The sequence below is a fragment of the Ruminococcus sp. RTP21204st1_B2_RTP21204_210225 genome, from assembly GCF_040914135.1.
Taxonomy (GTDB): Bacteria; Bacillota; Clostridia; order Oscillospirales; family Ruminococcaceae; genus Hominimerdicola; species Hominimerdicola aceti.
In genome coordinates this window covers 59,422-83,562 of record NZ_JBCPGA010000001.1, presented here as the reverse complement: position 1 = coordinate 83,562, position 24,141 = coordinate 59,422, and the positions used below count along the sequence as shown (strand labels likewise).

14 protein-coding genes and 1 other RNA gene are annotated in these 24,141 nt (G+C 42.0%); 13 read left to right on the top strand and 2 right to left on the bottom strand.

Going from position 1 to position 24,141, the window contains the following annotated elements; translation table 11 throughout:
• Positions 1 to 205 precede the first annotated feature (205 nt).
• The 11 genes from speB (AB5123_RS00335) (at position 206) to AB5123_RS00285 (ending at position 12,999) form a co-directional block, all read left to right on the top strand.
• Complete coding sequence (gene speB, locus AB5123_RS00335; protein WP_278946261.1) at positions 206 to 1,168, top strand: agmatinase; 963 nt, start codon at positions 206 to 208, stop codon at positions 1,166 to 1,168.
• Positions 1,161 to 2,123 (top strand): agmatinase, encoded by a 963-nt coding sequence (gene speB, locus AB5123_RS00330; protein WP_368364438.1) that lies wholly within the window; start codon positions 1,161 to 1,163, stop codon positions 2,121 to 2,123. Before speB (AB5123_RS00335) ends, speB (AB5123_RS00330) begins: the two co-directional genes overlap by 8 nt.
• 21 nt (positions 2,124 to 2,144) lie before the next feature.
• Entirely contained in the window at positions 2,145 to 3,059 is a 915-nt protein-coding gene (locus AB5123_RS00325; protein WP_117923401.1) for an arginase family protein, read from the top strand.
• A 32-nt stretch (positions 3,060 to 3,091) separates the two neighbouring features.
• Positions 3,092 to 4,489: an MATE family efflux transporter gene (locus AB5123_RS00320; protein ID WP_347503290.1), complete on the top strand. Its 1,398-nt coding sequence runs from the start codon at positions 3,092 to 3,094 to the stop codon at positions 4,487 to 4,489.
• Positions 4,490 to 4,868: 379 nt separating this feature from the next.
• A complete protein-coding gene (locus AB5123_RS00315; RefSeq protein WP_117864256.1) occupies positions 4,869 to 5,813 on the top strand; it encodes an ABC transporter permease in 945 nt (314 codons plus the stop codon).
• A gap of 13 nt (positions 5,814 to 5,826) precedes the next feature.
• Positions 5,827 to 6,729 carry an ABC transporter permease gene (locus AB5123_RS00310; RefSeq protein WP_117891261.1) on the top strand — a complete coding sequence of 301 codons (903 nt, stop codon included), beginning with the start codon at positions 5,827 to 5,829 and terminating at the stop codon, positions 6,727 to 6,729.
• Positions 6,730 to 6,748: 19 nt separating this feature from the next.
• Positions 6,749 to 7,750, top strand: a complete 1,002-nt coding sequence (locus AB5123_RS00305) for an ABC transporter ATP-binding protein (protein WP_117891262.1) — start codon at positions 6,749 to 6,751, stop codon at positions 7,748 to 7,750.
• Complete coding sequence (locus tag AB5123_RS00300) at positions 7,743 to 8,738, top strand: ABC transporter ATP-binding protein (protein ID WP_117859517.1); 996 nt, start codon at positions 7,743 to 7,745, stop codon at positions 8,736 to 8,738. The genes AB5123_RS00305 and AB5123_RS00300 overlap by 8 nt, the downstream gene beginning before the upstream one ends.
• 32 nt (positions 8,739 to 8,770) lie before the next feature.
• A complete protein-coding gene (locus AB5123_RS00295) occupies positions 8,771 to 10,393 on the top strand; it encodes an ABC transporter substrate-binding protein (protein ID WP_117923396.1) in 1,623 nt (540 codons plus the stop codon).
• Between the two features lie 78 nt (positions 10,394 to 10,471).
• Positions 10,472 to 12,133, top strand: a complete 1,662-nt coding sequence (locus AB5123_RS00290; protein WP_117923395.1) for an ammonium transporter — start codon at positions 10,472 to 10,474, stop codon at positions 12,131 to 12,133.
• A 29-nt stretch (positions 12,134 to 12,162) separates the two neighbouring features.
• Complete coding sequence (locus tag AB5123_RS00285) at positions 12,163 to 12,999, top strand: MerR family transcriptional regulator (protein WP_117923394.1); 837 nt, start codon at positions 12,163 to 12,165, stop codon at positions 12,997 to 12,999.
• Positions 13,000 to 13,317: 318 nt separating this feature from the next.
• Here AB5123_RS00285 and AB5123_RS00280 read toward each other — a convergent pair whose 3' ends face one another.
• Positions 13,318 to 16,047 carry a glycosyl hydrolase gene (locus AB5123_RS00280; protein WP_368364437.1) on the bottom strand — a complete coding sequence of 910 codons (2,730 nt, stop codon included), beginning with the start codon at positions 16,045 to 16,047 and terminating at the stop codon, positions 13,318 to 13,320.
• 434 nt (positions 16,048 to 16,481) lie between these two features.
• The gene (locus AB5123_RS00275; RefSeq protein ID WP_278460298.1) at positions 16,482 to 17,486 is read right to left on the bottom strand and encodes a zinc ribbon domain-containing protein; all 1,005 of its coding nucleotides are present in this window, start codon (positions 17,484 to 17,486) and stop codon (positions 16,482 to 16,484) included.
• 236 nt (positions 17,487 to 17,722) lie between these two features.
• On the opposite strand from AB5123_RS00275, the gene AB5123_RS00270 reads away from it, so the two are divergent.
• Together AB5123_RS00270 and rnpB are read left to right on the top strand one after the other, a co-directional pair.
• On the top strand, positions 17,723 to 23,533 hold the full coding sequence (locus tag AB5123_RS00270) for a S8 family serine peptidase (RefSeq protein WP_368364436.1): 5,811 nt from the start codon (positions 17,723 to 17,725) through the stop codon (positions 23,531 to 23,533).
• 123 nt (positions 23,534 to 23,656) lie between these two features.
• An RNA gene (gene rnpB / locus AB5123_RS00265) (RNase P RNA component class A) lies at positions 23,657 to 24,003 on the top strand.
• Positions 24,004 to 24,141 lie beyond the last annotated feature (138 nt).

Genomic DNA, 24,141 nt, shown 5'->3' with positions numbered 1-24,141 from the left:
TCACCCCGTGTCTTATGATACGGGGTGTTTTTTTGCCATTAATAATATGATATGTGCTTTAGACGTTTAGTTTGCAGAAAATAAAGAACGCTTTAGGATAATCTGTTGTCATAGAATTAATTTTTTCTTTACAAATGAGCATTGACTTTACTGTAACTGTATAGCGTAAAATGAAATCAACAAATTAAGAAAGGAAAGTGATTCTATGAACGCAATAAATACTGATAAAAAGGTGCAGCTTACATATGGCGGTTTGAAAAGTTCAACTGACACATCTGGGGCGGATTACACTATTATAGGTATTCCATTTGATATCCGAACAACATATCGTCCGGGAACGAGGTTTGGTCCTGATGGGATTCGCAGAGCCTTTTCCACAGACAGCATGAACGAGGCTGTCGGCATTGATACGAGTAAATATGTAAAGGGCGTTGATTATGGAGATCTTGATATATGGAACGCTGAGAAAGCTTATCTTGGTTCGATACCACAGGAAATGAAAGCTATTTTGGAAACAGGTACAATTCCAATCGTTCTGGGCGGTGATCATTCTATTACTTTTCCTGAACTGCTGGCTTATAAGGATGTTTACGGGCCTGTTTCGATAATACACTTTGATTCGCATACAGATACATGGGGCAGCGATACTGATAAAGAACATCACGACCACTCTACCCCTTTCAGAAGAGCGATCGAATATGGCTGCATTGACCCGAAAACATCTATACAGGTAGGTATGAGAGGCGGACTTTTTGAAGAGAGTGATTTTGATTTTGCGAATAATGCAGGCCTTGAGCATATCTATGCTGTTGATATACATCATATGGGCATTGAGAAAACGGCGGAGCTTATTCGTGAAAAGGTCGGAAACAATAAGGTCATGGTCACATTTGATATAGATTTTGTTGATCCTGCTTTTGCTCCCGGTACAGGCACTCCCGTTTCCTGTGGATTTACTTCAAGACAAGCTCTTGAACTTATTCGTCATGCGATTATCGGTCTTGATATTGTTGGCTTTGACCTTGTTGAAGTCGCACCGAACTATGACGCAGGGGGAATAACTTCAATTCTTGCCAGCCGTATCGTAAAAGAATTTATTACCTGTGTGGCTTGCAAAAAGGCGGGCATCAAAGAATATGCTAAGAAAGGAATGATCGAAAATGTTTGATAAAATTATTTCAGAAGAGACACGAAGCAACATTGCAAAGCGCAGAGAAAATAATATCAAGACGCTTTTCGGGCTTCCATATAAGCAGGATATCGATGGCGAAGATTTTGTTGTTTTGGGCGTGCCCTATGATACCAGCGTGACAAACAGGACAGGCTGTCGTTTTGGCCCTAGAGCGATAAGAAATGCTTATGGTGCAGGCAGATTGTCATATGAACAGGATAACTCATATAAGGTCGCTAACTTAAAAGGCATGGATATGGGCGATATCGGCGTTGTGCTTGGTTATGTTGAGGAGACAATGGAGCTTATCAGGAAATCGGTCAGAAAGGTACTCGACGCAGGTGCAGTGCCTATCGTTCTGGGCGGCGATCACCTTATTGCATATGCTGAACTTAAAGCTTACAGCGAAAAGTATGGCAAGGTCGCAATGGTGCATTTCGATACCCACGAAGATACTTGGGATTATGGCGACAGGATAAAATATAATCATGGAACGCCTTTTAGAAATGCTATTGAGGACGATATTCTTGATACTGAACATTCTATTCAGGTCGGTATAAGAAGCGGCGGAGATACTTATCGCATCAAGTATGCTCAAGATCACGGAATGAAGGTCATCACGGCGAGAGAGCTTCATAAGATCGGAATAAAGGAAACTTGCCGCAGAATAAAGGAACAGGTGGGAGACGCTAAGGTTTTCATCACTTTCGATATTGACTTTCTTGACCCTGTTTATGCACCTGGTACAGGAACTCCAATGCCAGGAGGTTTTTCTACATATGAAGCCTGTGAGATAATCAGAAATGGTCTTGCGGGGCTGGATATCGTAGGTTTTGATCTGGTGGAGGTAATGGAAAATTACGATCCCGCAGGCATAACTGCGATAAATGCAGTGGCGATACTAAAGCAGTTTGTTATTTTGCTTTCAAAGAAAAAAGCGGAGCAGGAATAATAGGAAAGGTCGGTGTTAGATATGGTAAAATGTCCATTTAAACTAAACTTTGATGATCTGAAAGATCTGGGGCCAACAGGTTTTTTGGAAACGCCTATGGTCTATGATATAAATGGTTATGATATTCTTTTTGCAGCATTACCATATGAGTGTGATGAAACTGCAAAGCCTGGTTCAAGAAATGGTTCTGCATATTTCAGACGTGATATTTTTGGCTTCGGTTTTTGCGATCAGGGACTTGACATTGATATGGCGCATAGCGTAAAGAGCGGAGATTGCGGTGACCTTATCATCGACGATTCTTCAAAGGCAGCCGCTGAGGAATGTATATATACGGCTGAAAAAGCGATAGCTTCCACGGGAGCTTGCAGCTTTATGATCGGCGGAGATGATAAGACATCTTATGGGCAGATAAAAGCTTGCTATGAAAAGTATGGCAAAATGGCTGTTATCCACTTCGGCGGTTCGGTAAGTTCTGCGCTTGTTAGAGTGGCAGAAGAGGATATGTGCGACAATGCTTCTTCTCTTGAAGTTGGAATAAGAAACGGAATGTCACAATACGGTGGCAGGCTAGAAAAGCTGGGTATAGATGTGCTGACAGCTTCTGACATGGATTATATGAAGTTTTCAGACGTGGGTTCTGCAATAAAAAAGAATGTATCAGGAAAACCTGTTTTTGTGATCTTTGATATGAACTTTTATGATCCTGCTTTTGTGACATCTGCGGCAAGACCTTATGCTGGAGGATTTGCTTCTCATGAGGTCGTTGAGATAATGGAAACGGGGCTTGTTGGTCTTGACATAAAGGGCATTTCAGTATGCGGTATGCTTGATTATAATGACCCTGGAGAGACTTCGCTCAATAATCTTGCGGAATGTGCGGGCAAGCTATATGCAGTTGCGGCATACAACATAGCATCTGAAAGGGAACTGTAACGGCTTTGTAAATGATGAGAGGGGTGATTCATATGCTGTCGGAAAGCGTTGACCTTAAAGCTGAGAAGAAGGAGTTTAACAGGAAATTTCTCAGTATCATAATGCCGCTGCTTGTTTCTTCAATATTCAGCCAATGTCTCACTTTCATAGATCAGTGGATGGTCAGCACCTTAGGTAGCACAGCTATTGCGGCGGTAGGAGTATCTACAAATTTTTTCAGCGTTTATTTTACTTTCCTATATGGCTGTAATACTGGCGCAGGAATATATCTGACACGTTATTGGGGTCAAAAAAATATCAAAGATTTTCAGCGCATAATTTGGACAGCCGTAACGGTCACGTTTACTGTTGGTCTTGTGATGTGTTTGGCGGCAATGATATTTCCTGATATCATAATAAGGCTTTTTAACAGAGATCCTCTTGTTATAGAGAAGGCAAAGCCATATATGCGTATCGTGGCGGTATCATATTTGCTTGACGCCATATGCTATGCTGTGAGCTTTTGTTTTAGAAATATAGGCAATGTCAAGATACCGATGATACAGGGCATAGGAAGTATGATGTTCAATATGTTTTTTAACTATATGTTTATCTTTGGAAAGCTTGGTTCGCCGAAGCTTGGAGTGACAGGAGCTGCGCTTGGAACGCTTGCTGCAAGAATTGTTGAGTTGATAGGACTTTTGCTATATTTCTTTCTTTCAGATAATCCGATAAGGAAAAACCTTTTTAAGGCATTGAAAACATTAAATGTTGGATTATACAAGGAGTATCTTAAAACTTCGCTTCCGTTGTGTGCGAATGATATGCTTTGGTCTCTGGGTCTTTCGTTTTACTATATGGTATATGGAACAAGAGGCACGGAAGTATATGCAGAAATGAGTATACTGAACACCATGGAGATGTTTGCGAAGCTTGCAATAATGGGCTTTGCGGGGGCATGTACTATTATGCTGGGCATTGAGATGGGTTCTGCCGATATGCCAAAAGTTTATCGCTATGCTGATCGATTCAATAGGATTTCTATCATAGCTGGTCTTGTATCATGCAGTATCATTGTTGCTCTTATGTTGCCTGTTCAGCATATTTATGGAATAAAGGGTACCCTTGAGGGCGAATGTGTGAGAAACTGTATGTGCGTACTTGCTATATACTGCATACCTAATGCGGTGAACTGTATTAAGGTAGAGGGCATTTTTAGAAGCGGCGGAGATGTAAGGTATCTTACGCTCATGGACGCAGGCAGCATATGGATGATAGGAATGCCGCTTACGCTAATTCTCGGGCTTATCTTTAAGGTCGATATTTGGTATGTTTATGCTGCTCACATAGCTATAGAGCTGTTTAAGCTTCCTCTCGGTCAAAGACGACTGAGATCACGCAAATGGTATCACAATGTTACGGAAGCTGTAAGCAGCGTTGAAAACAACTGATAAAAGCTGTCATATATTCTTTTGGGCAAAGATGCCTGAAAGAATATCGATGATGAAAATAGGGTCATACAAGGACGTTTGATAAATCAGACGTCCTTTCTTATTATTGCTATTTGCAATATCATATTAACAAAATTGCATTTTAGAAATGGTCGCATTCTTTTGCGTATGTATTGCTTGCCACGAATACCATATTTTTAAGATGAAATAATATACAAAATCAACGATAATATGCTTGTATCACAGCGAATTTTGCTATTTTAAACAAAATTGCAGCTAGCATATTGACATTACAGTAGCTGTAAAGTATATAATATAATCAAGATAAATTTGAAGGATTTAAAATCCAAAAATTCATTTTATAGAAAAGGGTGTTATTATGGCTTATGTAAAATACATTCTGAAAAAATTGATACAGATAGTTGTTATAACTTTTCTGGTTTCGTTGTTGGTGTTTTTTTCGTTAAGACTTAATCCAACATCTCCGCTGACTGTTATCATAGGTAACAAGCAGTCAACACCTGAACTTCAGCAACAGTATACAGAGCAGTTCGACCTTGATGAGCCGCTGCTGAAGCAGTATATTATTTGGCTCAAAGGCATTGCACATGGTGATCTTGGAATTGATTACGTTCAAAAGCAGCCGATACTCAACCAGATAATAGACAGGATACCGATAACAATAGGTCTTGTTCTTTTCTCAACGATATTAGGAACAGTGATAGCTATTCTGATAGGTGTTCTGGCGGCGATGAAGCGAGGAACATGGATAGATTCAGCGTTGTCGACTCTTATGCTGGTGATCTCAAGTATACCGACGTTTGTGCTAAGCATTCTTGCTATTCTGTTTCTTTCAAAATATGTACCTGGATACAGTTTCATAGGAACATATTCTAATACAGCAGAGTTTATATCAAGAATATCTGTTCCGGGTATCATAATGGCGGTTGGACTTGTTGCAACACTGGGAAGAGTTACACGAAGCAGCATGATATCCCAACTTCAAGCACCATATATGATAACCGCAAAGGCAAAGGGTCTCGGCAAGTTCAATAAAACATTCAAACATGCTTTTCATAACGCTGTGATACCTGTCCTTACAGTAGCAGGATATATGTTTGCGGGAGCTATAGGTTCAACTGTTCTTATTGAACAGATATTCTCGCTTCCTGGTATCGGTGGTATGCTGGTAACAGGTATCCAGCAAAACAACTATCCGATAGTACAGGTGCTTGTGCTTGTAATGCTTGTTTCATATCTTATAATGAGTTTTGTTGTAGATATTCTCTATGCAGTGGTTGACCCTCGTGTTGAGATGAAGTAGGGAGGAATGGATAATGGCTAAACGTTCAAAGGTGGGAAAGTTTTTTACTCCAAAAACGGTTATTTCAGACATAGTGATACTTATAGCAATAGCTGTTGCTATTGGTGCAAATGTCATTGTTCCTTATGATCCAAATGAAGTTGATCCACGATCCTGTTTTCTTCCTGCTTTCTCAAAAGGACATATTTTAGGAACGGACAAGCTTGGACGTGACCTTTTATCAAGGCTTATAATGGGTGCAAAAAGCTCTATGCTCAATGCTTTCCTCATAGTTGCCTTTGAGGTGGTCATCGGCGTACCTATCGGTCTTATATGCGGATATTACGGAGGAAAGATCGACGCAGTTATAATGAGAATCTGGGACGTTGTCTGTTCAATACCGTCTCTGCTTCTTTCATTCATACTTATCGCAATTTTCGGCAGAGGAAATTTCACAGGCGTTATGTCCATTGGTATCGCATTTATACCGCTGACAGCAAAAATGGCGCGTTCGCTTATCATAACGGAAAAGAAAGCGGTTTATGTTGAAGCCTGCAAGTCAATGGGATATTTGGATATGAAGATAATCTTTTTTCACATTCTTCCAAATGTTATCACCACAATGATCGCTCAGTTCACAATGGATATCGGTGCGGCTATAGTAGCGATGGCAACGCTCAGCTATTTAGGTCTTGGTATTCAGCCACCTGACGCAGATTGGGGAACTCTTCTTGAAAATGGTATGCAGAATTTCTATAACAATTATGTGCTTCTTGCTGCCCCTGCAATAATTATAATGCTTGTGACCGTAGCGGTTAATATTTTCAGCGACTGTATTCAAGAATATATCGATCCGTCACAGAGAAAGCTTCCGACATTCAAACAGTATGAAAAGAGACTTATCCATATTCAGCGCCGTCAAAAGGCAGCAATATAAAAAGTAAGTAGGTGTTCTTATGAACGAGCATAATGTAATTGAAATAAAAGATCTGTCTGTAGATTTTATGACGGTCAGAGGTATAGTTTACGCTGTTCAGGGAGTAGACCTTAGCGTAAAGGAGGGCGAGATCCATGGCGTTGTGGGTGAAAGCGGCTGCGGAAAGAGCGTTTCCACTAAATCTATTATGCGGCTCCATGATGAAAAGCATACGAGATATTCGGGCCAGATCCTTTTCAAGAACGGCAAGGGAAAAGAAGTAGATGTGCTTTCGCTGTCGGAGAAGCAGATGCAGACTATTCAGGGAAAAGATATTGCAATGATATTTCAGGACCCTATGACATCTCTTGACCCAATAATGAAAGCAGGCGAGCAGATCGCTGAGCTTGTGCGCAAAAAGTTGAAAATGAAAAAGGCAGAGGCAAAGGAATATGTGCTTACTTTGTTTGAAAAAGTAGGAATACTTCCTGCTGAACAGCGGTATGAACAGTATCCATTTGAAATGAGTGGAGGAATGCTCCAAAGAGTAATGATAGCAATGGCGCTCTCCTGTAAACCTAGACTTCTTATAGCGGATGAGCCGACAACAGCTCTTGATGTTACGATACAGGCACAGATACTCAAACTTATCAAGGAACTTGCGGCAGAAAATAACACCTCGGTAATATTTATCACTCATAACCTTGGAGTTGTGGCTGAAATATGTGACAGCGTTTCAGTAATGTATGCTGGAAGGATATGCGAAACGGGTTCTGTGCTTGATATTTTTGATAATGCGACTCACCCATACACAAGGGCGCTTCTGAACAGCAATCCTAAAGAGGCTGATACAGGAAAGTATATGGCAACTATCCCTGGAGCGCCGCCGCTTTTGTATAACAAGTTCACTCATTGTCCGTTTGCGGAGAGATGTGATAAATGTATGGATAAATGCCGCAAAGAATTTCCAACGCTGAAAACTATCAGGGCAGGTCACGGAGCATCGTGCTTCCTGTCGGACGGAGGTGAAAAGAATGGCTGAAAATATTCTTGAGGTAAGACACTTGAAGAAATGGTTCAAGATCGGAAATCCTGCGATCAAAAAGGTCGGTGTAAGCTACCTCCATGCCTGCGATGATGTCAGCTTTGAAATAAGAAAAGGCGAGATATTTGGCATTATCGGAGAGAGCGGATCAGGAAAATCAACGATAGGCAAATGCGTTCTTAATCTGCAGAGCAGCGATTCTGGTGAGATAGTTTTCGACGGACAGGATATTTTCGGATATTCGCAGAAGAAAATGAAGCCCCTGAGAAAGGATATGCAAATGGTCTTTCAAAATCCGCTTGCATCTTTCAACCCAAAGAAGCGGCTTGGAAAGACGTTTGCGGAATATGGAAAGTTTCTGGGCATGACCGATGAACAGTATCAGAATAGGATAAAGGGGCTTTTAAAGTATATCAAGCTTTCTGATGATGTGCTTTCAAGACTGCCAAAGGAACTCTCTGGAGGTCAGCTTCAGCGTCTTGCCATTGCAAGGGCGCTGATGTCAGAGCCAAAGTTTGTGTTGGCTGACGAGCCTGTTTCGGCACTTGATGTTTCTGTTCAAGCTCAGATACTTAATCTGATGATAGACCTTAAAGAAAATCTTGGTCAGACTATGCTTTTTATTTCACATGACTTGAATGTTGTCCGTCATCTTTGCGACAGAGTGGCTGTTGTGTATCTTGGCGTTATCGTTGAAATGGGTCCTATAGATGAGGTGTATTCAAACGTTATGCACCCATATACGCAGGCGCTTATTTCGGCAAAGCCAAAGGAACATCCGCTTCAGCAAAAGGAGCAGATAATCCTTAAAGGTGACATCCCTACTGCCATAGACGTGCCTGAGGGTTGTCGGTTTGCTTCAAGGTGCAGCCGTTACAAGCATGGTTTGTGCGACCACAGAACACCAAAACTCAAGGATATGGGCAACGGACACTTTGTTGCCTGCCATTATCCAAAAGGTCATAACTCTGATGAAGAGGATTGATATAGAAGTTTATATGAAAAGGAGAATTTATCATGAAAAACTACAGGAAACTTTTAGCAGGTTCGTTGGCGTTGTTTCTCGCTGTAGGTATCACAGGCTGTAGCAATACTTCAGGAGGCGGAACAGGTGTTGCAAATGAAGACGGACTTGTTGTTTTGAATGTTGCGTCAACAAATCAGCCTGTATCCTTTGATCCTGCTGACGCAAACCTTGTTGTAAATGAATACACAGAGTATGATTGCTACGATACGCTCCTTGATTTTAATCAGGACGGCACAGATGTTGTACCTGCACTTGCAGAAAGCTGGGAACAGGTGGACGATCTTACATATACTTATAAGATCCGTGAGGGTGTAAAGTTCTCCGATGGCTCCGATCTTACAATGGACGATGTGTTGTATTCTCTAAATCGTGTGCGTGAGGACGCTTATGGAATGAGCTATCTTTTTGAGCACGTCGACAGCTTTGAGGTAGATGAGAAAACAAGAACGCTCACTGTTCACCTTACTCAGCCTGACAGCACATGGAAGTATGTTCCTGCAACAACGCCATGTCAGATCTTGAAGAAGTCTGTTGTGGAAGCTGAAGGTGACGCTTATGGAACAAATGAAGGCTCAGTAGTGGGTACAGGTCCATATAAGTTTGTATCATGGGCTGCTGACTCACAGATAGTTCTTGAAAAGAATGAATATTGGTGGGGCGGTGCAGATAATCTTGCTATCGACAAGATCAACTTCTATGTTATGAAAGACGCCAGCACTATCGCATTGGCAGTAAAGTCAGGAACTATCGATTTTGCACCTGGAATTACAAATGATGTTCTTCCGACTTATGAGTCGCTGAGCAATTATAATATCATTCACGATTTTGAGACTTCTACGGTTTTTGTCGCCTTAAACACACAGGTTGCGCCGTTTGATGATGTTAACGCAAGAAAGGCGCTTGCTTACTGTATAGACTCTTCCCTTGTTCAGCAATCCATTGGCGGAGAGTATTCGGCAAAGCTTGATGTTACTTGTTTATCCGATAATATGTATTATATGGATCCTGACAAGTGGCACACTGCAGTGGGAGAAATGGAGGATTACACAGTTCAGGATTATGATAAGGCAAAGGAGTATCTTGCTAAGTCAAAGTATCCTGACGGATTTGAGTTCGATTTTTACACTTTATCTGCCAATGTTCCGGAAGCTGAGCTTATTCAATCTATGGTTGGTGAGATCGGTATCAAAATGAATATCAAGGAGATACTTTCAGCAGATATGTTCAGCTATTTGTACGGCTTTAATGAAGATGAAAACGGCAACAGACCATATCAGGCGTTTGGCTCTAGCTGGGTATCTGACTATCTCGACCCTGTGGGCAATCTGAAAACAATGTTCCACAGCTCAAATACAGTACCGGGATGTGCAAATCAGGCAATGTGGAAGAATGCAGACTTTGACGCACTTATTGATAAATCTTACGAAACAACTGACGATAGTAAGAGAGTAGAATACTTTATTGAAGCTTCAAAGATAGCTGCTGATGATTGTGCTTATATCCCACTTTATGTGCCCGAGTCGGTTTACGCTGTCAGCGATAAGTTTACATTTACTCCAAGTCCTCAGTCATTCTGGAACTTCTCTTATACTGATTTTCAGGTAAACAAATGATCTGAACAATTAAAATAATACACGCTGCGGCATTTATAATACTATGCCGCAGTGATGTTATCTGAAAGGATTGATCTTATGATTATGTCAGCGGATACGATCTGGATTGCCATATGCACCGTGCTTGTGTTTTTTATGCAGACGGGATTTGCAATGCTTGAAACAGGCTTTACAAGAAAGAAAAATTCCTGTAATGTTATCATGAAAAACATTATGGATTTTGCGGTCGGCTCGATCTTTTATTGGATCTTGGGATTTGGCATAATGTTTGGTGCAACAACAGGCGTTGTGGGCGTGATAGATCTTTTCTCTAACGGTGATTATTCGGCTGCTTCACAAACTATTCCACAGCCTGTATTTATGGCGTGGCAGTTAGTTTTCTGCGCAACGTCTGCTACTATAGTTTCAGGTGCTATGGCAGAAAGAACTGCTTTCAAGTCATATCTTATTTATTCCGCAGTTATGAGTGCAGTTGTTTATCCTATAAGCGGCTGTTGGATATGGAACGCCGATGGCTGGCTTGCTCAGCTTGGCTTCCACGATTTTGCGGGCGGAACTGCCGTACATCTCTTGGGAGGTTCTGCTGCTTTTGCAGGCGCCGCTGTGCTAGGCGCACGAATAGGCAAATATGACAAAAAGAAAAAGTCAAGGGCTATACTGGGTCAGAATATACCTTTGGCGGCTCTTGGAGCGTTTATACTGTGGGTAAGCTGGTTTGGCTTTAACGGCGGCTCGGTAGTGACTTCCGAAAGCGGATTTGACCTTGCAGCTATCGGCAGTGTGTTTATGAACACTATACTTTCTTCATCAGCATGTGCCGTATCTGCAATGATAATTACATGGGTAAGATACGGAAAATCAGACATAACGATGACCTTAAACGGCATTGTGGCAGGTCTTGTTGCCGTCACAGCCGGTGCGGATCAGCTTCCACACTATGCAGCGCTTCTCGTGGGCGTAGGTGCAGCTTTTGTTATGATCTATGGCATTGAGTTTATCGACCATATCTGCAAGGTGGACGACCCTGTTGGCGCAATATCAGTTCATGGCCTTTGCGGAGCTTTTGGCACAATAATGACAGGTGTATTTTCTGTAGAAAAGGGCGTTATCTATACAGGTAGATTTAACTTTCTTGGCGTGCAGCTACTTGGAGTTTTGTCTGTTGCGGTATACGGATTAGCTGCAATGACGCTACTTTTCGTTATACTTAAGCATACAGTAGGTATCAGAGTTTCTGAAAAGGCTGAGATAATGGGTCTTGACCGCTCAGAGCATGGTTGGCAGGGCATTGTGACTGATGATCTTATTTCAGATCTGTCAGACGGAAATGCCAAGAGTGTTACACAGATAGACCTCTCAAAGCCTATAGATCGTTCAGCGTATAAAGCTGACGGAAAGATACGCAAGGTAGTTATACTTATGAACAGCTCGAAATTTGAGTCGCTGAAAGACGCACTTGACGAGATAGATATAACCGGTATGACCGTAACAAATGTCAATGGCTGCGGAATACAAAAGGGCAGCACCGATTATTATCGTGGCTCGGAAGCAAAGTCACATCTGCTCCCGAAGATAAAGGTCGAGATCGTTATCAGCACAGTTCCACTTGGACTTTTGGTAGACACGGTAAAGCGTGTGCTGTACAGCGGAAATATCGGTGACGGAAAGATCTTTGTATATGAGGTAGAAAATGTAATTAAGATCAGAACTGATGAAGAGGGCAAAATGGCGCTTGAATAGAAGTTTGCTGACGAAAAGGGGTATTCATTATGAACCAGGAACAAAAAAAGAAATATCTTTCCATAAAAGAAATGGGTCAAAGACGAGGTATTTCTTCAAAAACACTGCGGTATTACGATAGTATCGGGATCTTCAAGGCTGATTATGTTGACCCTGATACGGGGTACAGATACTATGATCCACAGCAATATGAGAAGCTTGGCACGATACTTGAACTGCGCAGCCTAAATTTTTCGCTGAATGAGATAAAAGGATATTTCACGGAGAGAAATATGAAAAAATCTGTGGATATGCTGAAAGAACACTATAAGCTTCTTGAAGAGGAGATACGTAGCAAACAAAGGCTGGCGGAGACTATCAAAGAAAAAATAGATTTCATTGATAAGGTTATCGACAATAATATCGAGTTGGAGAAGTTTTCTTTTGAGGATTTTCCAGAGCGATTTATCATATCACAGCTCAATAAATCTGATAAAAGTGGTGAATCCGTTGCACTTGAATTTATGCACCTAGAAAGTCATCTTCACGAAACTGCGCCGATCTTGGCTTCAGACCGAATAGGCTTTTATATGGATTTTGATGATATTTCCGAGATGGAAAATATGGATAATTGGCACACCATGATAATGTGCGGTGAAGAAATGAAGAATTCAAGACATTTCTGTGTGCTCCCTGCGGGAAAATATCTATGTGCATATTTTAAGGATTATACCGCTGACAGGGATTTATTCATAAAAATGTTTTTGGAATACGTCAAGTTTAACAACATAAAATTGAAAGGAATAATGATACAGCAATTTAAAATAGATGTAACTGTTACTGACGATCCGAAAGAGACAATCATTGAATTTCAGGCACTTGTTTGAATTTGTCTGAAAATGTTCTTGATAGCTGTTTCGGCCAAATATAAAACAAAGCCTTCTGAGCATTGTGGCTCAGGGGGCATTGTTTCCACTACTTTGATTTTGAATTCCGGCGTGTATCTTTTGTTCGGCTGTCCTTTTGGCATAAAAATGCACCATTTCGTTAGATTTTTTATTGGTATATTTCTATTATACCACATTGTCTAACAAAAGGGGAGAATTTCACTTATGATACGGGGTGTTTTTGTGTGCAAATAAAAAATAATAGAGGTCTGACGTTTGAGCCAGACCTCTATTTTGCTATGGATAATCACTTTTTCTTTATTTTTTTGTAGTCACGCTCTTTGAAACCGACCATGCACCGTAATATTTTGTGCCGTTCACTGTCGTGTAGGAACGGACACGAACGTAATATTTCTTTTTGCCGCTAAGTTTGGAAATTGTGGTCTTGTCGGTCTTGTTGTTTGTTATGGTGACTTTCTTTGCGTTTGTAAACTTGGAGTTAGTTGCATACTGTATCTCATAGCCCGTTGCAGAGCCTTTCTGCGCCCAATCCACGAAAAATGCTTTGGATTTAGACGTAAGCTTTTGTATCTCCTGCTTGGCAGGGTTTATGGTAAAGGTCTTTGTGATAATGCCACCATATTTGCCTTTGCCTGTTATCTTGACAATTGCCTTGCCGATTTTTTTGTTGTTTGAGTAGGAAGTTGTGTAATCAGTTCCGTTTTTCAGGGCAGTGCCGTTGTATTTCACAGTAATGTTCTGCGTTATAGCCTTGCCTGTGTATGCCTTGGTGGAAATGCCAGAAACGGAAGCTTTTGTAATATCATATTTTGCGGTCTTTATGCTTTTTATGTCAGACCATGGACCATAATAAGTCTTGCTTCCAACGTTTGTGTAGGAACGCACACGGACGTAGTATGTCTTATCGGCTGTCAGACCGCTTATTGTCAGGTTATCTGGCTTGTTGGCAGTGAGGTGTTTGGAAGCCGCACCGTTCATGTTTGCACTGGTGGAATACTGAATGTCATAGCCTGTGGCAGAGCCTTTCTGCGCCCAATCCACAAAGAAGCCTTTGTATCTTGTTTCAAGCTTTTGTATGGTCTGCTTGGCAGGGATAATGTCAAAGCCTGCGGAATAACTGCCGTAGTAGTTGCCCATGCCTGAGATAGTGATGTTAGCGTGACCAATTTTAACATTGTTCGTGACTATCACACGATAGTCGATGTTCTGACGTAGAACTTTGCTTCCGTCCTTAACAGTGACTGTCGGAATAATTGCACTGCCTGTGTACTGTGCAGTGCTTGCGTAGGAATAGCCTGATGTTGGAAGCTTTTTTGTGGTGACCTTTACAGTGCAGACGGCAGACCTTCCGTTAGGCAGGGAGGCTGTTATCTTTGCTGTGCCTTTGCCCGTGGCAGTCACAACACCGTTTTTTACTGTGGCAACGGCTGTGTTGGAGCTTTTCCATGTTACTGTCTGAGGAGTGCCTGAGGTCACGCTGGCTTTTAGGGTAATGCTGTCGCCGTATGTGACTTCTTTTGACGTGGAGTCAAGAGTTATCTGTGTATTGTCACTGCTGATAGGATAGCTTTTCAGGTCGGGCAGACTTGAAAGTGTCACAGCATAGTCGCTGTTATAGACCTTTTGCCACATACTTTTCTCGGTATATTTCTCAGAGCTTGATATGCAAAACTCACCGCTCCATGTGCCGAAATATGACCATGCGGTGTTTGCATCAAAGGCTTTGTCAAGGTCGAAAAGACAGCCGTTTTCTGTAAGGGCAACTATTTTTCCGTTTGGTGAATAGTCTGTGGCTTCAAGATATTTTGAGCTTTGGGCTGAATAATCTCTTGTGCCTGGGTAGATATCCTCTCCGATTATGTCAACATATTCGTCGCCAGGATACCAATTTGCCGCCTGACCATTCCATACCCATATGATATTGTCAAGCTTGTATTCATTCGTGAGCTTGTCATATATTGCCTGCCAAAGCTTTTTGTAGGCTTCCGAGCCATCTGCACCCCACCAGAACCAACCACCGCTTGCCTCGTGGAGCGGTCTGAACAGTACCGGAACGTCTGCGTCAGAAAGACGTTTGAGTTGTTTGGCAATCTCGTCAACGTCGCTCATAAGAGTGTTGTAGCCCTTAGGGTCTGAGCCGTTCATTATTTTGGTAAGCGAGAACTTTGAGCGGTCAACGTTTTTGGTGTAAAAACCACCCCACCAACGTGGATTTCCGCCGTCTGTACCTGAGAGAAGATATTTGTCAGGGACGTTCCAATGCCAGCAGAATGTTACTATTCCTCCTGCCCGTGAAAACTCGATAGCCTTTTCGACAGCGTCGGAGGTGTCACCGTTCTGGACACGGCATGGAGTATAGCGCATAAAGTCAAGACCCAACATAGCAGGGGTCTGACCTGTGGCGGACTTTATAGCTTTGAACTCAGTGCCGTTAAGACCACCGTCACAATACTGTCCTGTTATGACCTTTTTGCCGTAAACGTCCTTCATATAGCTGTAAAGGCGCTGTGTGCTTTGTGAAGCGTATGGGTCAACGAGATTTTCAGCGGCGGTGTAGGCATTTGAAGAGCTCATTTTTTCAATGGTTATGTAGTCGAGAGTAAAATATCCCCACGACATTGTTATTTTGACAGTGTTCTGACCCTTTTTGAGATAAATACCATTTACTGTGGACGCTTTATAGGCAGAGCCGTTTGCACTGCTGAAAGTGCCTGCATTTGAGCCGTTTACAGAAAGGTTGTTTATCTTATTCGAGCCTTCTCCGCGGCTGTAAAGCTTTATTTTGTAGTATCCGCTTTCGCTGACTGTAACAGTTTGTGACCATGTGCAGCTTGAGTCTGAAAAACTAACTGACCTAGAGCCTGATGCGGAGCTGTCTGTTTGGATATAGGCAGAACCGCCCAAAGTGCCGTTTTCGGCTTCATATTTAAGCGTCTGCTGTGCAAAAACAGAAAGCTGAGCCGAGCCTGTGGTGAGCATTGCCACACTTAAAAATGCGGCTGCGACCTTTTTGATATTGAACTTCATAGATGTTTTTTCCTTGTTATATTATTTACTGATAAAGCTAAGAGCTTAAAAGCATACGTTTATTTTAGCATAATTTTTGTGAATTGTAAACAATATATCAAGGCTAATTATAAGATGATTTGTAAACTTTAATTTTGCTTATTTCATCAGCCAAATTTCGCAGACGTATTCGGAAGAGGATGAATAATCACCGTTAGGTTTTAGCTGGCTACGACACATATCATATATTGCGCAACCGAAATATTTGTAATCCAGTCTTTACATAGCTTACCCTTATAAATTCACTGTCTGAGGGAAGTCCAACGTCGCTGATGTTGCTTTTTAGCTTATCCAATGTTATTTCATTCCAAGTATCGATCTCGCCCTCACTTCCCACATAGAGGACAAGTTCTCATTTTTTACGCTCCTTTCTATATAGCGAATTTTGCCGTGCATTATTTCATTGCATATATCCTTATCCCATATCTTTGTCCGTCATATGGACACCATTCGTTTGCAGTTTCTTTGGCATTCTTATCCATAAGTGGGTCGGGATAGTAGACTACTGAAAGATAGGTATAATCATTCATGCCATGCGCAAGGTCATTATCATTGAAATTGTCATTTGGAAAGTCTTGATGTAAGGCTTCAAGACATTTTTTTAATGGGTCTTGCCCTTCATCATAGTGAAAGCCCCAGCCATAAACAAATGTTATCTCACTGTTCAACGGCAAACCAACATTTGCAAGTTCAGAATATGGGTCAGATGTTAATTCGATATGAGTTGTAGTAGCTGTATCTTTTTCTGCATGCAAACTGTCAAGCACTGCTTTGTCTAGCTGACCGCAAGCCCTGAATGGTTTAAGACCATAGCTTTCACGGATATTGTTTATATATTTAAGATAGTAGATAGTCATTTCTTCTGCTCCGTCCTCGGAATAATATGACGGCTCGGGCTCGGCTGGAGCTGTGTTATCCTCCTGCTGAACGTTATTTTCATCAGGCTGATTTTCACCATTATTTTCTTCAGGCTGAGTTTCTTCAGGCAAGGTTGTTGTAGTGGTAGTAGTTCCTGCTGTGCCTGTGGAAGCCTGCCTAATACCGCCTGAAATTATGTCTATCTCATCTGCCGTTGGTGCAGGTGCGGTGGTAGTTGTAGGTACAGTTGTTGTGGCGGCAGTCGTTGTCTGCGGTATGGTCGTTACAGTGGCAGAAGTTGTCACAGCTTTTGCAGGCTCAGGTGTTTTAGTTTCTACGGCATTGTTTTTCTTGCTGACAACGGCAAACACTGACGATGCGGCTATGATAGCGACTGCAACACAAACCATTGGTATGGTTCTTTTGCGTGACGTGTTTACCTTTATAAGTAATTCTTTACGCTCGTTGACGATGGACATACAGGCAAAGCAGAAAGTAGAATCATCGTGAAGCTCGCTGCCACAGTGAGGACAAGTTCTCATTTTTTACGCTCCCTTGATTTGGTTATTTTAATTCTATCAGATTTTTTGTAAATTGTAAACAGTGCATAGAGAAATATTATGAACAAAATAATTGTTAAAATAAAAAAATATTTTCCGAAAACGTTTAACTAAGCTGACAGCTTAACAAATTTGATTTTTAATGTGCTATAATGAATACAACGATAATTAGTTATAGTTAAAATACAAAATAAAATAAGGTTAGGGAGGGAAAAATTATGAACAGTAAGAAGATAGTAGCATTGCTTCTGTGTTTGGGATTGAGTTTTCAATCCACTGCATTGAGTGGTGTGTTGTATGACGAAAATGCTGTGGTGAAAGCTTCGGCTGAAGAAAGCGGCAAAACGGCTGATGCAGAGAGCTATAGCGGTACTGAGCAGTCAGAAAACAAGGCACAGCAGCCAGAAAGCAGTGCAGACAAGGCTGACAAAACTCAGCACGCTTATGACCCTATCTCGGATATGGAGGCTGAACAGGAATATCGTGACAGCACGGAGATAACTCCTGGCAAAGTGCTGTTCTCGGTGCTTTCTTATCATGCAGAGGGTGAAGAATCGGCTTATCTTGATGATGACAGCGATATCTGCGCCGAGTATGATCTGAAAGACGTTGAGTTTATTCTTGAAACAAAGGCAGAAAACACTGACGAAAAGGACGGCATGACCCCTTATAAGACGTTCTATGAAGCGACCACCTCGGAGGACGTTTGGGCAACTGTGGACAAGCTGTCGGACAATGAAAACATTCTGTCGGCTGAGCCTGACTTTGTGTGGGAAAAGACAGACACAACAACTGTTGCGGCAACCGACGAGGAAATAAACGCTGAAACTCATTTCCCTTGCATGGACGTAACAGGCGTATGGAAAGATTGTTTTGATCCTGCTAAAAAGGAAGCTCCCGGCAAAGGTACTGTTGTGGCTGTTATCGACACGGGCGTTGACTATACCCATAAAGACCTTGCAGACAACATTTGGGTGAATGAGGGCGAAATACCCGGCAACGGCATTGATGATGACAGCAATGGTTATGTTGACGATGTTCATGGCGTAGACTTTGTTGACGGCGATTGCGACCCTATGGACGAGCATGGTCACGGCACACACGTTGCAGGCATAATCGCAATGACACCTGGCAATGGCGGCGGAGTCGGTGTTGCATATGGTGCAAAGATAATGTGCGTAAGGGCAGGTCAGGCGAACGGAAGCTTTGCAAGCTCGGATATCGCCAAGGCGATAAAGTATGCCGCTGACAATGGCGCAGACGTTATCAATATGTCCTTCGGTGGAACAGGCAGGTCATATCTCGTTGAAAGCGCATTGCAGGACGCTTTCCCAAGCTGTGTTCTCGTTGCGGCGGCAGGTAATGACGGCTTGCCGACAACTGACGCAATTAATGCAGGCTATTTTAATACAGAAGATATCTATCCAGCAGGATATAAATATGTACTTGGCGTAATGGCAACTGACAATAATAAGAGCCTTGCTTCTTTTTCAAACTGGGACTACTTAGAGGGACAAAATTGCGAATATGAAATGGCAGCCCCTGGTGTTAATATTTATAGCACACTTCCTGGCAACAGATATGCTTGTTGGAGCGGTACGTCAATGGCAACACCAAATGTTGCGGCGGCAGCGGCGATACTCAGAAGCAAGTATACAGATAAATCAAAGTATAGCTCAAGATATATAATGGGTCAGCTTTGCAGTGCCACTACAAGCAGGGCATATGGATTTCGTAGTTATCCTGAACTTAATATCCGTGATAGCTTAACAAGACAAGCACATCCTAATCTGACACTTGATGAAGTCTACACTCTTGATTATCAAGATGTTTCATCTGCAAATAATGGCGACGGCATTGCACAGCCCGGTGAAACTATTGACATGGGTGTAGCGGTATGGAACAGGTGGGGTGCGGCAACTGATGTTACTGTAAAAGTTGACGCAATCTCAGACGGCGGCGTGGCAAACAAATACGTTGAGTTCATAAATGATGAAGTCAAACTGTCAGATGTGGGTACGTTTGCTTCTGTAAATAATGGCTTTACATATACAGATGAAAAACTCACAGGCATATCAAACCCTATCCGTTTTAAGATAAAAGAGGGTACGCCTAATGATATTCAGATAACTTTTAATATTTCTATAACTGCAAAGAACGGTCTTGATGAACGTGACGGCAATTTGTATAGCTCATCTGCAAGCTATACCTTGACTGTTCAAAATGGCGTTGCACTCAGCGGAATAATCAATGAGGATATGACCCTTACAAACGATAAGCTTTGGATAGTTGAAAACAATGTGCTTATCCCTGAGGGCGTAACAGTAACAGTTGAGCCTGGCACAAGGATACAGTTCTGGTCTGCTGACCCTAATAATAAGTATGGTGCAAATGCCAACGTTTATTTGCAGGTAGAGGGCAGATTTATTGCCGAGGGTACAGAAGAACAGCCTATTGAGATGTATCCAGGCAAAGGTTTTGAAGATAAGGCAGTGACAATTACCGGAACGGGTTCTTATATTGATTTCAAAGATAGTGGGCTGGTTGATGATGATTATGATAAGAAATATGCGTCATTAAAATATGTTAATATATATAATGCGACTTATTATGCTAGTGATCCGTATTCTTTGAGTGCAGGTAAGCCTTTTAATGTTACTATAATAGATCATTGTAATTTTACATATAGCTATTCATTTAGATATGGAGTGCTTTTTGCCAAAAGTATTGCGAACTCTCATTTCTCTAATATGAGTATGAAATCTCGAAACAGTTACGGTATATGTGCTTATGACATTACAACTACTCTTTTTGACAATTATGACAACCAAAGAGTATATCCTTATGATCGTTTTGAAAAAAATGTAGCACTTAATTATCACGGTAAGAAAGATGATGAACCGTCAATAATAGTTGGGGCATCAGATAAGTATAATCCACTGTTCGCAAATAATGCCATTCTTAATTCGTTTTATCTTAATAATTATGATAATATAAGAGCAATCGGTTCATTTGATGCTTCAAAAGACTATAACGGACGTACCACCTATGACATATCCAGCAACTACTGGGGTACTACGAATCCCGACCTTGTAAAGGTACAGTGCCTTGACGCTGACTGGGACGTAACAAAGAATGACCTTATCCAAGAGCCTTATCTCACACTTGATGACGATATGTCGGAAATCTACCCATTCGTCACCGAGGCTTATCTCACTGATAAGGACGGCAACAGGATAGACAAGGTCAGCGGTGCACAGACAGTTAAAATGCACGTTAAGTTCAATCGTGATATGGCTTCTGATGTTCAGCCTATGGTGACATACGGAGGAAGCGAGCCTTATACTGATTTCGCAGTATCGGGCGATTGGGCGAACGCCCGTGAATGGGTAAGCGAGTTCAAGATAGACCCTTATATCGACCTTGGCACAATGTATATCCGTGTAAAGGGAGCTGCGGCGGCTGACGATAAGTGGCTCGTCACAGGTACAGATTGGGGCAGATTTAAGTTTGAGATAACAAACAGCTCGGCACAGTCTATGTCACTCACAGGCGAGGGTCAGCTTGGCAAGAACTTTCTTAGCTGGATGCAGGACGATTATGATACCCTTGCAGGCTACAATATTTACAGAGCAACAAAATATGATGCTGACAAAAAGCCTGAGAAGCAGAATTTCACAAGAGTGAACAAGTCTGTTCTTAATGCGGACGAGCTTTCGTTCATTGACGAAAATGTTCGGGCAGGCACAGATTATTACTATTATTTCACAGTGGTGGATACTGACCTTAACGAGTCAAAGGCTTCAAACGTTATAAGCTGTTGTCCATTAGAGGGTGAGCCGCCTGTTATTGTACACACCCCTGTGAAAACTTTGACGCCAGACAAGGCTATAGCTATAACGGCTGATATTACGGATAATGTTAAGGTTGCGGGAGCAACGCTTTACTATAAAAATAAGTCTGCCGACAGTTGGAAGTCTGTTGATATGAGAAATACCACAGGCTCGGTTTACAAGGCAACTATTGCGGCTTATGAGGTCACAGACGAGGAGATACTCTACTATATCACTGCTACAGACGGCGCAAATGTTGTTTACTGTGGCACGGCTGATGAGCCTAATGTTATAGTACCGCACTATCTCACAAGAAAGATAACAAAAAAAGCAACTTGCACAGAGGACGGAGTTATTACATACACTTGCACAGAATGTAATGAAAGCTATACAGAGAAGATACCTGCAACGGGTCATAAGTATAATGACGTAGTAACAGAGGCTTCTTGCGATAAGGGAGGCTATACGCTCCATACTTGTGCAAACTGCGGAGATACATACAAGGATGATTTCACCGCTCCTACAGGACATAAGTATACAAAGACGACAGTTAAGCAGCCTTCATGCGATACAGACGGAGTTAGTGTTTACACTTGCGATACTTGCGGTGACAGCTATAGCGAAGTAATAAAAGCTAAAGGTCATATCTATGCTTCTGAGGTAACAAAGAAAGCAAACTGTACAGACGACGGAGTTATCACATATACTTGTGCGATCTGCGGAGATAAATACACAGAAGTGATAAAGGCAAAGGGACACAATTATTCCGCAGAGGTAACAAAGAAAGCAAATTGTACAGACGATGAGGTTATCACATATACCTGTGCAAATTGCGGTGATAAGTACACAGAAGTGATAAAGGCAAAAGGTCACAACTATTCAGCAGAAGTAACAAAGAAAGCAACTTGCGATACAGACGGAGTAAAGACGTTCACTTGTGCAGATTGCGGAGATGTGTATACTGAAAAGCTGGAAGCTTTGGGTCATACATATGGCATTTCAGAGGTAGTAAAGCCGACCTGCGATAATGACGGCTATACAAAGTTTACTTGTTCTGTATGCGGTGACAGCTACAGCAAGGTGATCAATGCAACAGGTCATAAGTACAACGATAAGATAGTTTCGGCTTCTTGCGATAAGGGTGGCTATACGCTCCATACTTGCGAAAACTGTGGTGATATATACAAGGATAATTTCACTTCACCACTTGGTCATGACTATACGTCACAGACAGTAAAGCCAGCCTGCGAAACAGACGGAGAAAAAACGTTTACCTGCACACGCTGTGGGGATACATATACAGAGGTCATAAAGACCAAGGGACATGTTTACAAGAGAACAGTTGTAGCGGCAGACTGTGAAACAGACGGCTACACGCTTGTTGAGTGTATGGAGTGCCATGACAGCTTCAAGGAAGGTTACGTTGGGGCAAAGGGTCATACTATCGTTACAGACAAAGCTGTTGCGGCAACTTGCACCACCGCTGGCAAAACAGAGGGTTCACACTGTTCAGTATGCGGAAAGGTCATAAAGGCACAGACAGAAATAAAGGCCAAGGGTCACGTTGCAGGCGACTGGATAACAGACAAGGCTGCGGCTGTGGGCGTAAAAGGAAGAAAGCACAGAAGCTGCATGGTATGTGGGGCAGTTGTCGAGTCAGCTGATATCCCTGCACTTTCTCCAAAGAGCATTTCTTCTGCCTCTGTATCACTTTCGATTGCGACCTATTCTTTTGACGCCAAGTTTAAAACGCCGTCCGTGACTGTCAAGCTTGGCAGTACAGCACTTAGAAAGGGCATTGATTATGTTGTTTCATACAGAAATAATAAGAACGTGGGAAAAGCAACTGTTGTCATAACTGGAAAGGGCTTATATGCAGGAACTATAACAAGGACTTTCGTGATAAACCCTGCAAAGCAGGAGATACAGAAGCTTACAGCTAAGAGCAAGGGCTTCTATATCGACTATGCCGCAAAGGGTCATGCGACAGGATATGAGATACAGTATGCTACAAATTCTTCATTCAGCGGAGCAAAGAAAACGGTAATAACAAGCAATAAGACAGATAAAGTAACAGTTTCAAAGCTTAGCGGAAATAAAAAATACTATGTAAGAGTAAGAACCTATACCACAGTGAATGGCATAAAGTATTACGGTGCATGGTCTGCTGTAAAGACAGTTACAACAAAGAAATAGTGCAGAGTATCAGACTGCCGATGTCGGCTCTGGCGTTTTGCAGCCCACAGACAACAGCTCTGTGGGCTGCTTGTGTTAAAGGCATATTTGACATTTCGTCATTCATGTGATATAATCATAGTGTGAGCGAGCTATGCGATAGCGTAAACGTTCTAGGTTTATGAGGAAAGTCCGAGCATCATAGAGCAGGATAGCTGATAACGTCAGCCGAGGGTGACCTTAGAGCCAGTGCAACAGAAATATACCGCCAACTTTTGTTGGTAAGGGTGGAAAGGTGGGGTAAAAGCCCACCAGAATGGCGGAGACGTCATTGCTATGTAAACCTTATCCGATGCAACACCAATGGTAGCTTGCAAGTCAATGGCTGCTCGTCAGACTTGGGGCTATAGGTGGCTAGAGCTGTGCGGCGACGTACAGTCCAGATAGATTATCGCACTCGACAAAACTCGGCTTATCGGTTCGGTCACATTTGCTCCGTCAGTTAAACTTTTTTTAAGCTTAACTACGGGGCTTGTTTTTTAATAATATATAAATTTGGTCATTTGTTTTGTGCATTATAAATAAATTTCTATAATTCCCCTTGTGATTTTACAGAAAATATGTTATAA